At 68.9% G+C, this 13,608-nt stretch carries 14 protein-coding genes; 2 read left to right on the top strand and 12 right to left on the bottom strand.

Annotated elements, in window-relative coordinates; translation table 11 throughout:
- Nucleotides 1-36: 36 nt before the first annotated feature.
- Genes ACFYRU_RS14510 through ACFYRU_RS14520 form a run of 3 tightly spaced genes read right to left on the bottom strand, consistent with a single transcriptional unit; the run spans nucleotide 37 to nucleotide 2,374 of the window.
- The gene (locus ACFYRU_RS14510; RefSeq protein ID WP_387657732.1) at nucleotides 37-1,047 is read right to left on the bottom strand and encodes a LacI family DNA-binding transcriptional regulator; all 1,011 of its coding nucleotides are present in this window, start codon (nucleotides 1,045-1,047) and stop codon (nucleotides 37-39) included.
- Between the two features lie 47 nt (nucleotides 1,048-1,094).
- Entirely contained in the window at nucleotides 1,095-1,286 is a 192-nt protein-coding gene (locus tag ACFYRU_RS14515) for a hypothetical protein (RefSeq protein WP_387657734.1), read from the bottom strand.
- 47 nt (nucleotides 1,287-1,333) lie between these two features.
- The gene (locus ACFYRU_RS14520; RefSeq protein ID WP_387657737.1) at nucleotides 1,334-2,374 is read right to left on the bottom strand and encodes an aldo/keto reductase; all 1,041 of its coding nucleotides are present in this window, start codon (nucleotides 2,372-2,374) and stop codon (nucleotides 1,334-1,336) included.
- 82 nt (nucleotides 2,375-2,456) lie between these two features.
- On the opposite strand from ACFYRU_RS14520, the gene ACFYRU_RS14525 reads away from it, so the two are divergent.
- Nucleotides 2,457-3,482, top strand: coding sequence for an aminotransferase class V-fold PLP-dependent enzyme (locus ACFYRU_RS14525; protein WP_387657740.1), 1,026 nt, complete (start codon nucleotides 2,457-2,459; stop codon nucleotides 3,480-3,482).
- Between the two features lie 9 nt (nucleotides 3,483-3,491).
- The gene (locus ACFYRU_RS14530; protein WP_387657743.1) at nucleotides 3,492-3,917 is read left to right on the top strand and encodes a MerR family transcriptional regulator; all 426 of its coding nucleotides are present in this window, start codon (nucleotides 3,492-3,494) and stop codon (nucleotides 3,915-3,917) included.
- On the opposite strand, the gene ACFYRU_RS14535 is transcribed toward ACFYRU_RS14530, so the two are convergent.
- The 9 genes from ACFYRU_RS14535 to alr all read right to left on the bottom strand — a co-directional run bounded on the left by ACFYRU_RS14535 (nucleotide 3,918) and on the right by alr (nucleotide 13,589).
- The gene (locus ACFYRU_RS14535; protein ID WP_387657745.1) at nucleotides 3,918-4,397 is read right to left on the bottom strand and encodes an SRPBCC family protein; all 480 of its coding nucleotides are present in this window, start codon (nucleotides 4,395-4,397) and stop codon (nucleotides 3,918-3,920) included.
- 38 nt (nucleotides 4,398-4,435) lie between these two features.
- Nucleotides 4,436-5,644, bottom strand: coding sequence for a molybdopterin molybdotransferase MoeA (locus ACFYRU_RS14540; protein WP_387657748.1), 1,209 nt, complete (start codon nucleotides 5,642-5,644; stop codon nucleotides 4,436-4,438).
- Nucleotides 5,645-5,712: 68 nt separating this feature from the next.
- Nucleotides 5,713-5,931 (bottom strand): formate dehydrogenase subunit delta, encoded by a 219-nt coding sequence (locus ACFYRU_RS14545; RefSeq protein ID WP_387657751.1) that lies wholly within the window; start codon nucleotides 5,929-5,931, stop codon nucleotides 5,713-5,715.
- Entirely contained in the window at nucleotides 5,928-8,822 is a 2,895-nt protein-coding gene (fdhF, locus tag ACFYRU_RS14550) for a formate dehydrogenase subunit alpha (RefSeq protein WP_387657754.1), read from the bottom strand. Before fdhF ends, ACFYRU_RS14545 begins: the two co-directional genes overlap by 4 nt.
- Nucleotides 8,819-10,195, bottom strand: a complete 1,377-nt coding sequence (locus ACFYRU_RS14555; RefSeq protein WP_387657757.1) for an NADH-ubiquinone oxidoreductase-F iron-sulfur binding region domain-containing protein — start codon at nucleotides 10,193-10,195, stop codon at nucleotides 8,819-8,821. The genes fdhF and ACFYRU_RS14555 overlap by 4 nt, the downstream gene beginning before the upstream one ends.
- Nucleotides 10,196-10,326: 131 nt before the next feature.
- Entirely contained in the window at nucleotides 10,327-10,809 is a 483-nt protein-coding gene (locus ACFYRU_RS14560) for an NAD(P)H-dependent oxidoreductase subunit E (protein ID WP_387657760.1), read from the bottom strand.
- A 55-nt stretch (nucleotides 10,810-10,864) separates the two neighbouring features.
- Nucleotides 10,865-11,512 carry a M15 family metallopeptidase gene (locus ACFYRU_RS14565; protein ID WP_387657763.1) on the bottom strand — a complete coding sequence of 216 codons (648 nt, stop codon included), beginning with the start codon at nucleotides 11,510-11,512 and terminating at the stop codon, nucleotides 10,865-10,867.
- Nucleotides 11,509-12,465: a D-alanine--D-alanine ligase gene (locus ACFYRU_RS14570; protein WP_387657766.1), complete on the bottom strand. Its 957-nt coding sequence runs from the start codon at nucleotides 12,463-12,465 to the stop codon at nucleotides 11,509-11,511. Before ACFYRU_RS14570 ends, ACFYRU_RS14565 begins: the two co-directional genes overlap by 4 nt.
- Nucleotides 12,462-13,589: an alanine racemase gene (gene alr / locus ACFYRU_RS14575; protein ID WP_387657768.1), complete on the bottom strand. Its 1,128-nt coding sequence runs from the start codon at nucleotides 13,587-13,589 to the stop codon at nucleotides 12,462-12,464. The genes ACFYRU_RS14570 and alr overlap by 4 nt, the downstream gene beginning before the upstream one ends.
- Nucleotides 13,590-13,608: the final 19 nt, after the last annotated feature.

The following is a 13,608-nucleotide window of genomic DNA, read 5'->3' on the forward strand; positions in this document are numbered from 1 at the left end:
AGAAGATCGCACGGAGGCTCCGGGAGCGTCAAGACGTCAGCTGCGGCCGAGCGTGGATTCGCGGATGTGCAGCTCGTGCCGGGCGGCGATCTCCTGGTGTTCGGAGTCGTCGCCGGCCATCCGGCGGACCAGCAGGTCGACCGCCTTCCGGGCGATCTCCGCGCGGCCCGGGTCGACCGTGGTCAGGGTCGGGTTGCTGTAGCTGGCCTCGTCGATGTTGTCGAAACCGGCCACCGCGACGTCGTCGGGAACCCGGCGGCCGTGCTGGTGCAGGACCCGGAGCGCGCCCAGGGCGAGGGTGTCGTTCAGGCCGAGGATCGCGTCGAAGTCGAGGCCGGACGCGAGCAGCCGCTCGGTCGCCTCCGCGCCGGTCGAGCGGTGCCAGCGGCCGGCCGGGAACGCCAGCTCCGCCGGTACCTCGAGGCCGTGTTCGACCAGCGTCTCGGCGTACGCGCCGTACCGGATCGCGGCCGTGCCGACCTTCTCGCCGGGGTGGATGCCGAGGACAGCGATCCGCCGGCGGCCGATCGCGAGCAGGTGCTCGACGGCGGCCTTGGTGGCGGGGACGTTGTCGATCATCACGTGGTCGACCGGGCTGTGGAAGATCCGCTCGCCGAGCAGCACCATCGGCGTGTTCGACTTCAGCTGGTCGATGTCGTCCTGGCCGAGGCCGAGCGGGCTGTAGAGCAGGCCGTCCACCAGGTGACCGCGCGGCCGTGCGAGTACGGTCAGCTCGCGGTCCCGGTCCGCGCCGGTCTGCTCGATCATCACGGTCAGGCCGTGCTCGTCGGCCGCGTCGATGACCTGGTCGGCGAGCTCACCGAAGTACGGCAGGCTCAGCTCGGGCACGGCCAGGCCGATCACCCCGGTCCGCCCGGACTTCAGGTTCCGGGCGGACAGGTTCATCCGGTAGCCGAGCGCGTCGATCGCGGCCAGCACCTTGGTCCGGGTCTCCTCGCGGATGTACGGGTACCCGTTCATCACGTTCGACACGGTCTTCGGAGACACGCCGGCCTCGCGCGCGACGTCGCGCATCGTCACCGCCATCTCGTCACCGCCACGGCGTCCCCATGGCCGCCACGGTAGCCGAGAGCTCAGTCCGCGCTGTCGTGCGGTGGACGGCGTGGCGGGTTCGGCTGCGGCCCGGCCGACGGCCCACCCGGGTGCTCAGGGACATCCGGCTCGTCGTCATCGGTCAGTTCGACACCCTCCTCACGCAGGGCATCCTCGACCGCGGGATCCAGCTCATGACCGGGATGCGGCAAACCGGGCCTGTCAAAGCTCATGGCACCCTCCCTGGGTTCATCACCCACGATACGACCGTCGAAGCGGATCAGCGCTCAGCCGACGGGCGGCGGCGTTGGTCGACGTCGCTGAGGGATTGGGGTTGCCAGGCCATGTCGGCGCGGTACAGGTCGGTGCCGGGTGGGACGATCTCGTCGATGCGGTTGAGGGTCTTGTCGTCGAGGGTGAGGTCGGCGGCCTTGAGCAGGCCGTTGAGCTGGTCCATGGTGCGGGGGCCGGAGATGACCGAGGTGACCGCGGGATGCGTGGTGGCGAAGGCCATCGCGAGTTCGGGCAGCGTCGTACCGATGCCGTCGGCAACTTCGGCGAACTGCTCGACGGCGTCGTACTTCACGGCGTTCGCGGGCAGCGTCGGGTCGAAGCGCTCGGGGGCCATCGCGGCCCGGCCCGACGTCATGTCGATCGGCTGGTTCTTGCGGATCTTCCCGGACAGGAAGCCGAACGCGAGCGGGCTGTACGTCAGCACGCCCATGTTCAGCCGGCGACACGTCGGGAGTACGGAGCGTTCGATGCCGCGGGCCATCATCGAATACGTCGGCTGCATCGTCCGGAACCGGCCGTACCCGCGCCGGTCGGCGACGTGGTACGCCTCGACGATGTCCTCGGCCGGGAACGCCGAGCAGCCGAACGCGCGGATCTTGCCGGCGCTGACCAGGTCGCTCAGCACCCACAGGGTTTCCTCGATGTCCGTGGTGTGGTCCGGCCGGTGGATCTGGTACAGGTCGATCCAGTCGGTGCCGAGGCGGCGCAGGCTGTCCTCGACCGCGCGGGTGATCCAGCGCCGCGAGTTGCCGCTGCGGTTGCGGCCCTCGGTGAACGGGAAGTGCACCTTGGTCGCGAGTACGACGTCGTCGCGCCGGTCCTTGAGCGCCTTGCCGACGATCACCTCGGACTCACCGGCCGAGTACATGTCCGCGGTGTCGACGAAGTTGATCCCCTGGTCGAGCGCGGCGTGGATGATCCGGACGCAGTCCTCGTGGTCGGGGTTGCCGACCGCGCCGAACATCATCGCCCCGAGACAGTGTGTACTGACCTCGATCCCGGTAGCACCCAGCGTGCGGTATCGCATCTCTGCAGCTCCTTCGTTGTCGGTGCCCCGACGCTAGGAGCTAGAGCGTTGTCTAGGTCAAGTCCTGCCTAAGGTGGTGCGCATGGACATGTGGGATCCGGAGCCGGGCTGGTTGAACACCGCGTCGTACGGGCTGCCGCCGCGGGTGGCGTGGGAGGCGTTGCAGGCTGCGTTGGCCGACTGGCGGGTCGGCGCGACCAGTTGGGAGCCGTGGGACGAGTCGACGACGCGGGCGCGCGAGTCGTTCGCCCGGCTGGTCGGTGCGGACGCGGCCGACGTGTTCGTCGGGAGTACGGTCTCCGCGGCGGTGGCGCCGATCGCGTACGCGGTTCCGGACGGCGCGAAGGTGCTGACGGACGACGTGGAGTTCACGTCGAACGTGTTCCCGTGGCAGGTGCACGCGGATCGCGGCGTCCAGGTGGTCGCCGTACCGTCGGAGAACCTGGTCGCGTCCATCACGCCGGGGATCGACGTGGTCGCGGTGAGTGCGGTGCAGTCGTCGACCGGCGCCGTCCTCGATCTGCCGGCGGTAGTTGCCGCCAGCAAGCAGATCGGCGCGCTGGTGGTGATCGACGCGACCCAGGCGGTGGGCTGGCTCCCGCTGCGCGTGGACGGTATCGACGCGTTGATCACCCACACCTACAAGTGGTTGATGTCGCCACGCGGCGCCACGCTCGGGTACCTGTCGCCGCGGTTGCAGGAGCGGTGCCGCCCGTCCGCGGCCGGTTGGTACGCGGCCCGCGACGTGCACGGCTCGTACTACGGCCCGGCGATGGAGCTCGATCCCGGCGCGCGCCGCTTCGACCAGTCGCCGGCCTGGTTCAGCTTCGTCGGCGCCGCGCCCGCGCTCGAGCTGGTCGAACAGATCGGCGTCGAGACCATCAACCGCCACAACCTCGGGCTCGCGAACGAGTTCCGCGCCGGCCTCGGCCTGGAACCGTCCGACAGCGCGATCGTCAGTACGAACCTCCCCGGCGCGCAGGAGGCCTTCGCCGCGGCCGGCATCCGCGCGGCGGTCCGCGACGGCAAGCTCCGCGCGTCGTTCCACATCTACACGACGCAGGCCGACGTACATCAAGCCCTCTCGGCGCTGAAACCGTTGATCTAAGGTGAGGGTATGGCTGGCTTGAGTATCGGGCAGGTGGCGGAGCGGACCGGGCTGAGTGTGCACGCGCTGCGGTTCTACGAGCGTGAGGGGCTGTTGGCGGGCGCGGTACGGCGGGAGTCGAACGGGCGGCGGGTCTATACCGAGGACGACGTCGAGTGGCTGGACATGTGCATCAAGTTCCGCTCGTCCGGGATGCCGCTGGACACGATCCGCAAGTACACGGACCTGGTCCGGCAGGGTCCCGGGAACGAGGCGGACCGGCTGGCGCTGCTGAAGAGTCATCAGGACTACGTGAGCGAGCAGCTCGCTGCGCTCAACGAATGCCTGAACGTCATCACCTGGAAGGTCGGCTGCTACCAGGAGGCGCTGGACGCCGGCCAGGCCGACTGCCTGTGGACCGCTCCGCCGCCGGAGGCAGCCAGCGAGGCGTCCTGATCAGCTGAGGGCGGTTTCCATCGCGGCGAGCGTGGTACGCATGTTCGCTGCCAGTTCGTCGAGCCGTCCCTGGATGATCTCGGCAGCCCGATCCGGGTACTTCACGACGCCCATCCGCAGCCCGCTGTCCCCGGGACCGTGCGTGAACGTCTGCCGTACGAGCGTCTCCGCGCCGCGATCCACGAGCTCATACTCCCAGTGCGCCAGCGGAAGCTCCTCGCCGCCGTACACGTCCCAGCCGAACCGCTTCGGCTCCTGGAAGACGGTGACCGTACAGGTCACGTACGTTTCCAGCCCACCCGCGAACCGGTTCCGCGCCTCGAAACGTGCACGGGGCTCGAGCCACGCGCCGTAGTAGCACTCGGGGCTCCACTCGCCGTACCGCTCGATCGCGGTAACGCCGGACCACAGCTCGTGGATCGGCAGGTGCATCAGGACCTCGACACCGGTGGTCGCACCGGTCACTCCGTAGTCGTTCATACCCGGGACATCGTAGGCATCGCGGTCACCTCGACATTTCAGCCGAAGTACCACCTGGTGCCCGGGTCGACCGGGAGCAGCCGGGCGGCGATCGCCTCGGACGGGCCGGGTGCGACGACGGCGAGCGCGTCGGCGATCGCGGGGCCGCGGAGCATGGCCGCGCCGCCGTGGCCGACCGGTACGGCGCCTTGCGGCGTGAGGCGGACCGGGACCAGACGGGTGTTCGTGGGGTGGCAGGTGATGCCGCCGGGTACGGCGATGTTCGCGAGTTCGGGGAGCGGGAGGCCGCGCATCCGGGTGATGGCCGCGACGCCGAGCGTCAGGAACGCGACGAGCGCGGCGTGCGGGTTGCCCGGGAGGCCGAGGACGAGGCGTCCGTCGGGAAGCTGGGCGAGTGCTTGCGGGTGGCCCGGGCGGCAGGCGACGCCGTCGACGATCAGCTCCGCGTCGAGGCCGGTGAGGACGGCGCGGAGGTGGTCGGCGGGTCCGGAAGCTGACGATCCGGAGACAAGGACAACGTCGGCCTGGGTTTCCTGGATCGTTTTCACCAGTTCGTCGCGGTCGTCCCGTAGATGCGTGAGTACGCCGTTCTGCGCGCCGGCGCGGGTGATCAGGCCTGGGAGCATCGGGCCGATCGCGTCGCGGACGCGGCCGGGGGCGGAGGGGCCGCGGTGGACGAGTTCGTTGCCGGTGATGACCGCGGCGACGGTCGGCTTCGGAATGACCGTCAAGCGGTTCAGGCCGACGGTCGCGGCGAGCCCCAGTACGGCCGGATCGACGATTACTCCGGCGGGGAGCAGTTGATCGCCGGGGCGGCACTCCTCGCCGGCGCGGCGGATGTGCCGGCCCTCCTTGGCCGGTCCTTCCAGCTGGTCGCCGGTGACGATCACGTCTTCGGTCCGTACGACGGACGTCGCGCCGACGGGCACCGTCGCACCGGTGACGATCCCGGTGGCCTCGCCCGGTTCGAGCGTTCCGGGATCCGCGGCGCCGGCCTCGACGTGGCCGATGATCCGCCACGGTCCGTCGCCGTGGACGGCGTACCCGTCCATCGCGGACCGGTCCACCGGCGGTACGGCGACGGGCGCGACCAGCGGTGTACCGAGCACGCACCCGTCCGCGTCGTCGAGGGGCTTGGAAACCACCACGCCCGGCCGTGCCACGGCATGCGCGAGCCGTCGAGCCACGTCCCACTCGACCGCGTCCCGATGCCGGTGCGCGCGCGTCACCCCGGGCCTGTCCTCCACACCCCAACCCTCTCCAACCATCCCGGCATTGTCGACCCGACCCCGCCCGGCGGCGCACGTGCCGCCGGTCACAGTGCCTGGAGTTTCTGGGCCGCAAGCGCGGCGGCCGGGTCGAGGTCGGTGGCACCCGAGTTGACGTGGTCGATCAGGGCCTGCTTCATCCGCGGGTCCCAGACCGCCCGCAGGTGGTTGGCGATCGCCGTCGCGGCGTCCGTACGCGAGCGGTGCGCGAACTGCGCCGCAATCTCGTTGGCAAGCCGGACGTACGGCGGGACGCCCACGGTCATCGGTTGCCCCCGGCAACCGCCGGCTCGGCGGCTGCCGCGGGTTCGCGGGATGCCGCGGGTTCGGGGGCTGATGTGGGTTGGCGGGCCGCGGCGGGTTGGCGGACCGTGCCGGTCGCGGGTGAGGTCGGGAGCAGGTCGACCTGGACGGCGGTGACCTTGTACTCGGGGCAGTTGGTGGCCCAGTCCGAGTTGTCTGTGGTGACTACGTTCGCGCCGCTCACCGGATGATGGAACGTGGTGTAGCAGACGCCGACCGGCATCCGGTCCGAGATCCGCGCGCGCAGTTCGGTCCGCCCGACCCGGCTCGACAGTGCGACGAGATCGCCGTCGGTCACTCCGCGGACCTCGGCGTCGTGCGGATGGAGTTCCAGTACGTCCTCGGCATGCCAGGCGACGTTCGCCGTCCGCCGGGTCTGCGCGCCGACGTTGTACTGCGACAGGATCCGCCCGGTGGTCAGGATCAACGGGTACTTCCGCGTCGACCGCTCCGACGTCGGCACGTACATCGTCTCCATGAACCGGCCCTTGCCGCGGGTGAACTCGTCCTCGTGCATGATCGGCGTACCTTCCGGATGCTCGACGTTGCACGGCCACTGGATCGACCCGAGTTCGTCGAGCTTCCCGAACGAGACGCCCGCGAACGTCGGCGTCGTCAGCGCGATCTCGTCCATGATCCGCGCGGCCGAGTCGTAGTGCATCGGGTAGCCCATCGCCTGCGCGAGCTCGCACACGATTTCCCACTCCTGCTTCCCGGTCCGCGGTGCCATGATCGGGCGGACCCGGTTGATCCGGCGCTCCGCGTTGGTGAACGTGCCGTCCTTCTCCAGGAACGAGGTCCCCGGCAACAGAACGTGCGCGAACTTCGCGGTCTCGTTGACGAACAGGTCCTGGACGACGAGCAGTTCCAGCGCGCCGAGTGCGGCGTGGACGTGCTGCGTGTTCGGGTCCGACTGGGCGATGTCCTCGCCCTGCACGAACAGCGCCTTGAACGAGCCGTCGATCGCCGCGTCGAACATGTTCGGGATCCGCAGCCCGGGTTCGTTCAGGATCGGCGTACCCCAGAGCTTCTGGTAGATGTCGCGGACGTCGTCGTCGGAGACATGCCGGTAGCCGGGCAGCTCGTGGGGGAACGAGCCCATGTCGCAGGAGCCCTGTACGTTGTTCTGGCCGCGCATCGGGTTCACGCCGACGCCCGGCCGGCCGATGTTCCCGGTCGCCATCGCGAGGTTGACCATGCCCATCACCATCGTGGAGCCCTGGCTGTGCTCGGTGACGCCGAGACCGTAGTAGATTCCGGCGTTTCCGCCGGTCGCGTACAGCCTGGCCGCTGCGCGGATCTTCTCCGCCGCTACGCCGGTAATCTCGGAAACCGCTTCGGGGCTGTGTTCCGGCTGCGCGATGAACCTTTCCCACGCCTCGAAGTCCTCGCACCGGCTGTTCACGAACTCCCGGTCGACCAGACCTTCGGTGACGACGACGTGGGCCAGCGCGTTGACGATCGCGACGTTCGTTCCGGGTGCGAGCTCGAGGTGGTACGCCGCCTCGACGTGCGGCGAGCGCACCAGGTCGATCCGGCGTGGGTCGATCACGATCAGCTGCGCCCCCTGCCGGAGCCGCTGCTTCATCCGCGAGCCGAACACCGGGTGCGCGTCGGTCGGGTTCGAGCCGATCAGCAGGATCACGTCGCACTCGTCGACGGAACGGAAATCCTGGGTGCCGGCGGATTCCCCGAAGGTCTGCTTCAGTCCGTACCCTGTCGGCGAGTGGCAGACTCGGGCGCAGGTGTCGACGTTGTTGTTCCCGAAGACGGCCCGCACCAGCTTCTGGACCGCGTACACCTCTTCGTTCGTGGTCCGCGAGGAAGTGATCGCGCCGATCGACCCCGGACCGTGCCCGGCCTGGATCTCGCGCAGCCGGCGTGCGGTGAAGGAGATCGCCTCGTCCCACGACACTGTCCGCCACTCGTCCGCGATCGTTTCGCGCATCATCGGTTCGAGTACCCGGTCCGGGTGGCCGGCGTACCCGAACGCGAACCGGCCCTTCACGCACGAGTGGCCCTCGTTCGCGCCGCCGTTCTTGTACGGCACCATCCGGACCAGCTCGTCACCGCGCAGCTCGGCCTTGAACGAGCAGCCGACGCCGCAGTACGCGCAGGTGGTCAGCACGGTCCGCGTCGGCATTCCGAGCTCGACCACCGACTTCTCCTGCAGCGTCGCGGTCGGGCACGCCTGCACGCACGCGCCGCATGACACGCAGTCCGACTCGAAGAACGGCACTCCGGCGCCGGCGGCGACCTTCGAGTCGAACCCGCGCCCTTCGATCGTCAAGGCGAGCGTGCCTTGTACTTCGTCGCAGGCGCGAACGCACCGCGAGCAGGCGATGCACTTCGACGCCTCGAAGTCGAAATAGGGGTTGGAGGTGTCGGTCGGCGCGTCCATATGGTTCGCGCCGGCGGCGACGCCGGAGCCGTACCGGACCTCGCGCAGGCCGGTGACGCCGGCCATGTCCTGGAGTTCGCAGTCGCCGTTCGCGGAGCAGGTGAGGCAGTCGAGCGGGTGGTCGGAGATGTACAGCTCCATCACGCCACGGCGGAGTTTGCCGAGCCGGTCGTTCTGCGTACGGACGACCATGCCGTCGGCGACCGGCGTCGTACAGGAGGCCGGGGTGCCTTTCATCCCGTCGATCTCGACCACGCACAACCGGCACGACCCGAACGCCTCCAGGTTGTCGGTCGCACACAGCTTGGGTACGTCGATCCCCGCTTCCTTCGCGGCTCGCAAAACGGACGTTCCCGGCGGCACTTTGAGGGTGACACCATCGATGGTCAGCTCAACGTTGGCGGCACCCGCGCGGGCGGGCGTGCCGAAGTCGGGTTCCTTGAGCAGAGTCATGCTTCGAAGTCCTCTCCGAAGTGGCGGACGGCGCTGCGTACTGGCATCGGGGTCAGGCCGCCCATCGCACAGAGCGAGCCGTCGGTCATCAGGTCGCACAGGTCCTCGAGCAGAACGAGGTTCTGCTGCCGTTCCTCTCCTCCCACGATCCGGTCGATGGTCTCCACGCCGCGGACCGCGCCGACGCGGCACGGCGTACATTTCCCGCACGACTCGGCGGCGCAGAACTCGAACGCGAACCGCGCCATCGCGGCCATGTCCACGGTGTCGTCGAACACCACGATCCCGCCGTGCCCGACCATCGCGCCGGCCTGTGCGAACGCCTCGTAGTCCATCGGCAGCCCGAACCGGTCGACCGGCAGGTACGCGCCGAGCGGACCACCGACCTGGACCGCCCGTACCGGCCTGCCGGACGCCGCACCGCCGCCGAAGTCCTCGACCAGTTCGCCGAGGGTGATGCCGAAGGCGGTCTCGACGATTCCGCCGCGGGCGACGTTCCCGCCGAGCTGGAACACGCTGGTGCCGCGGGACCGGCCGGTGCCGTACGCGCTGTAGGCGTCGGGGCCGTCGGCGAGAATCACCGGAACGGTTGCCAATGACAACACGTTGTTGACCACCGTCGGACGGCCGAAAAGTCCTTGTAGGGCAGGGATCGGCGGCTTGGCGCGGACCATGCCGCGTTTTCCTTCGAGGCTTTCCAGCATCGAGGTTTCCTCGCCGCAGATGTAGGCGCCGGCGCCGACGCGGACCTGCAGGTCGAAGCCGAACCCTGAGCCGAGCACGTCCGGCCCCAACCAGCCCACCTCCCGCGCCTGCTCGATCGCGGCCTTCAGCGTCGCGACGGCGTCCGGGTACTCCGATCGCAGGTAGACGTAACCTTCCGCGGCGCCGACGGCGTACGCGGCGATCGTCATCCCCTCGATCAGGGTGAACGGGTCGCCCTCGATGAGCATCCGGTCCGCGTACGTGCCGGAGTCGCCCTCGTCCGCGTTGCAGCAGACGAACTTCAGGTCGGCGTCCGCGTTGAGCACGGTGCGCCACTTGATCCCGGTCGGAAACCCCGCCCCACCACGTCCGCGCAACCCGGACTCGACCACACTCTCGACCACGTCGCGCGGCTTCAAAGCCAACGCGTTCCGCAGCCCCACCAACCCACCGTGTGCTTCGTAGTCCGCCGTCGACAGCGGATCAACCACCCCCACCCGCCCGAACGTCAATCGCTCCTGCCGCCGCATCCACGGCAACTCCTCCACCAGCCCGAGGTACGGCCCGACCTCCGCACCGCCGAGCATCCCGCCGGCCACCAGCCCATCCACATCCTCAGCCCCCACCGGCCCATACCCCACCCGCCCGCGTTCCGTCTCCACCTCCACCAACGGCTCCAACCACAACATCCCCCGACACCCAGTCCGCACCAATTCCACCCCTGGAGCTGTTGCGATCCGTTCAGCGACTTCGTCCGCTCCCACAGACCGAGCAGCAGAGTCCTTCGGTACGTAGACCTTCATCGGGCCTCCCCGAGGAGGGCGTCCAGGCGGGCGGGCGTCACTCTCCCGTGGAGTTTGCCGGCTACTTGAACAGCTGGTCCGAGTGCGCAGTTGCCGAAGCAGTAGATCGCTTCGAGGGTTACCCGGCCGTCGACGCTGGTCTCGCCGAAGCTGCACCCAATGGACTGTTGGGCGTGTTCGGCGAGCGGAACCGCACCGACCGCGCGGCACGCTTCGGCCTGGCAGATGGCGACCGTGGTCCGACCAGGTGGAGTACGGCGGAAGTCCTTGTAGAACGTGACAACACCGTGGACCTCGGCGACGGCGAGGTTCAGTACGTCGGCGATCACCGCGACGTCAGGCTGATCGACGTACCCGAGTTCCTCCTGCACCGCATGCAGGATCGGTATCAGCGCCCCCCGCAGACCACCAAGCTCCGTGGCAATCTCGCGAACCCGCTGAGCACGAACGGGGGCAGCGACCGCAACCTCACTAGTCATGTATACAACATTCCGTCGCCAGTAGCCCCCAGTCAAAGCAACGCTACCTATCAACTCATAGGCGACAACTATCAACGCGTGCCGACGGTCCGTAGAGTGCGCTCGGTTGGTGCTCGGTGAAGGCCCAGTAGCGGTCGCCGTAGGACCAGTGCCACCACTCGGTCGGGTAGTTCACCAAGCCGGCCGCTGTCAGTACGTCGGCCAGCAGCGTCCGGTTCGTCCGTGCCTCGCGGGTGATGTTCGGCGCCGGGAAGAAGCAGGCGCCGTCGCTCTGCTCGGGGGTCGCGTCGATCGGCGTACCGAGGTCGAGCGGACCGTGCGCTCCGATCAGCGTCAGGTCCACGGCCGCGCCGGCGACATGCGGCGCGACCTCGATCGGTGACACGAACCGGCTGGCCAGTACGTGGACGTCGCGGTCCGAGATCCCCGGATGGAGCCGCTCGAGTTCGGCCCGGTACCTGTCGTAGATCTCCTGCTGACTCTCCACCGGCCGTAGCCCTTCGACGACGTGCAGCCGAATACCAGCCGGCAGGAACGTGTCCGCGACCGCGAGCCGATCCGCCACACTCTCCCGCGCGAACTGCTGTCCGACTGTCGACAATCCTCTGGTAAACAGGTCGACCAGCGGCTCGCCGTTCTCGATCGCCGGGATCGCGGTGATCCGCTCGTCGCTGAGCAGCACGGTGTCCGGGAGAACCGTCATCCGCGCGCCACCGCCGTACGGATCAGATTGTCGACGATCTCGACGTACGACATCCCTGCCGCGGCCCACATCCGCGGGAACTGCGACGCCGGCGTGAAGCCGGGGAACGTGTTGATCTCGTTGACCACCGGCACCCCGTCGCCCGGTACGAAGAAGTCGACCCGCGCCAGCCCCGCGCACCCGAGCACCTCGAACACCTCGATCGCGGTAGTACGCAGGCGCGCGGCCAGTACGTCGTCGATGGGTGCCGGTACGACGAACCGCGTCGCGCTGCTGTCGTACTTCGCGGTCGCGTTGAAGAACGGCTGGTCCGGATCGGCGTGGATCTCCAACGCCGGAGCGGTGTCGATCCGCCCGTCCGGGAACTCCATCACCGCAACGTCGATCTCGCGGCCGACCACTTCCCGCTCCACCAGTACGTCGGGCGCGGCGTCGGCGATCGCGGTCAACAGGGTCGGGAGGTTCGTCGCGCGGGTGACGCCGAAGCTCGACCCGCCACTCGCCGGCTTCACGAACAGCGGGAAGTCCAGGCCGGCCACCTTCAGTTTCTGCAGCATCGCTTCGGTGTCGGTCAGCTCGGTGCCGCGCAACATGACGCCCGGCGTGACCGGAATGCCGTGCGCTTGCAGGATCGCCTTGGTCAGTTGCTTGTCCAGACCGACCGCGCTGGCGGCGACACCGCTGCCGGCGTACGGAATGTGCAGCTGCTCGAAGAATCCCTGCAGCCGGCCGTCCTCGCCACCTTCGCCATGCAGCGCCGGGATCGTGACGTCGCAGGCCTGCAGGATCTCGATCGCCTCGTGCTGACCGTCGACCCAGTTGCCGTCGGCATCGATCACCATCGGGATCGCCGTGTGGCCGAGCAGTTCGACCGCCTTCACGATTCCTTTGCCGCTGGCAAGCGATACCTGGTGCTCCGGACTCGCACCACCCATCACCACCGCGATCTTCACCGTCCCACCGCCTCGTACCGTCGCGGAACCCGGCTTCCTATTCCGCAGTAGATTTCGTGCGGGATCGTGCCCGCCCAGTCCGCCCAGTCCTGCGCGGTCGGCTCGCCCGCGGAACCGTCCCCGAACACCGTGACCGAGTCGCCAACTTCAACCGCAAGGTCGCCTGCATCAACCACGAACTGGTCCATCGCAACCCGCCCGACCACCGGCATCCGCACCCCCCGGCACAGCACGCTCGCCGGCCTGGCGACGCGGGGGATGCCGTCGGCGTACCCGAGGGGGATCAGGGCGATTGTGGTGTCTCGCTGGGCGATGAAGTCGTGGCCGTACGAGACGCCTTCGCCTGCGCGGATCCGGCGTACCTGGACCAGTTTGCTCATCAGCCGCATCGCCGGCCGCAACCCCATGTCCAGCTCGTCGATCCCGTACAGACCGGCGCCGATCCGGACTAGGTCCGTGTCCGGCGCGTCGAGCGTGACCGCCCCGGCCGAGTTCGCGAGATGTACGACCTGAGGCCGCAGCCCGGCCCGCCGCGCGAGCCGCACCCCAGCCCGCAGGAACTGGAGCTGCCACCTGCTCTGCACGGTGTCGGCGGAAGCGCCGTGCGAGAGGTGGGACCAGATCCCGCGGACCGTGACGGCGCCGAGCGCCTCGTAGTGCGCCGCCGTTCGGGTGAGCTCGATCCACTGGTCAGGTGCACTGCCGGCGCGGTGCAAACCGGTGTCCAGCTTGAGATGTACGTACCGAACCGATGGTGTGGATACGACCCGCTGCAGCTCCGCGACGGTCGAGACGCTGACATCGACATCCCGGAGCAACACGAGCTCCGCCGCGTCGTACAGCCAGGTCAGGATCGGTACGCGGATCCCGGCCGCGCGCAGTTCCAGCGCTTCGCCGGCTTGCGCGACGCCGAGCCAGGACGCACCGGCCTCGACTGCGGCGCGGGCGACCGGTACGGCGCCGTGCCCGAACGCGTCGGCCTTGACGACCGCCATCAGCTGCTGCGGAACACGTTCCCGGAAGCTGCGGACGTTCTCCCGGACCGCGGACAGGTCGACGACCGCCTCGGACAGTCCGGCGATCCCACGGGTGACCGGGCGGTGGTGGGACTGGACCAGGTACATGGCAGTCATTGTTGTTTCC

Origin of the sequence: Kribbella sp. NPDC004536 (assembly GCF_042873835.1) — a bacterium.
Classification (GTDB): Bacteria; Actinomycetota; Actinomycetes; order Propionibacteriales; family Kribbellaceae; genus Kribbella.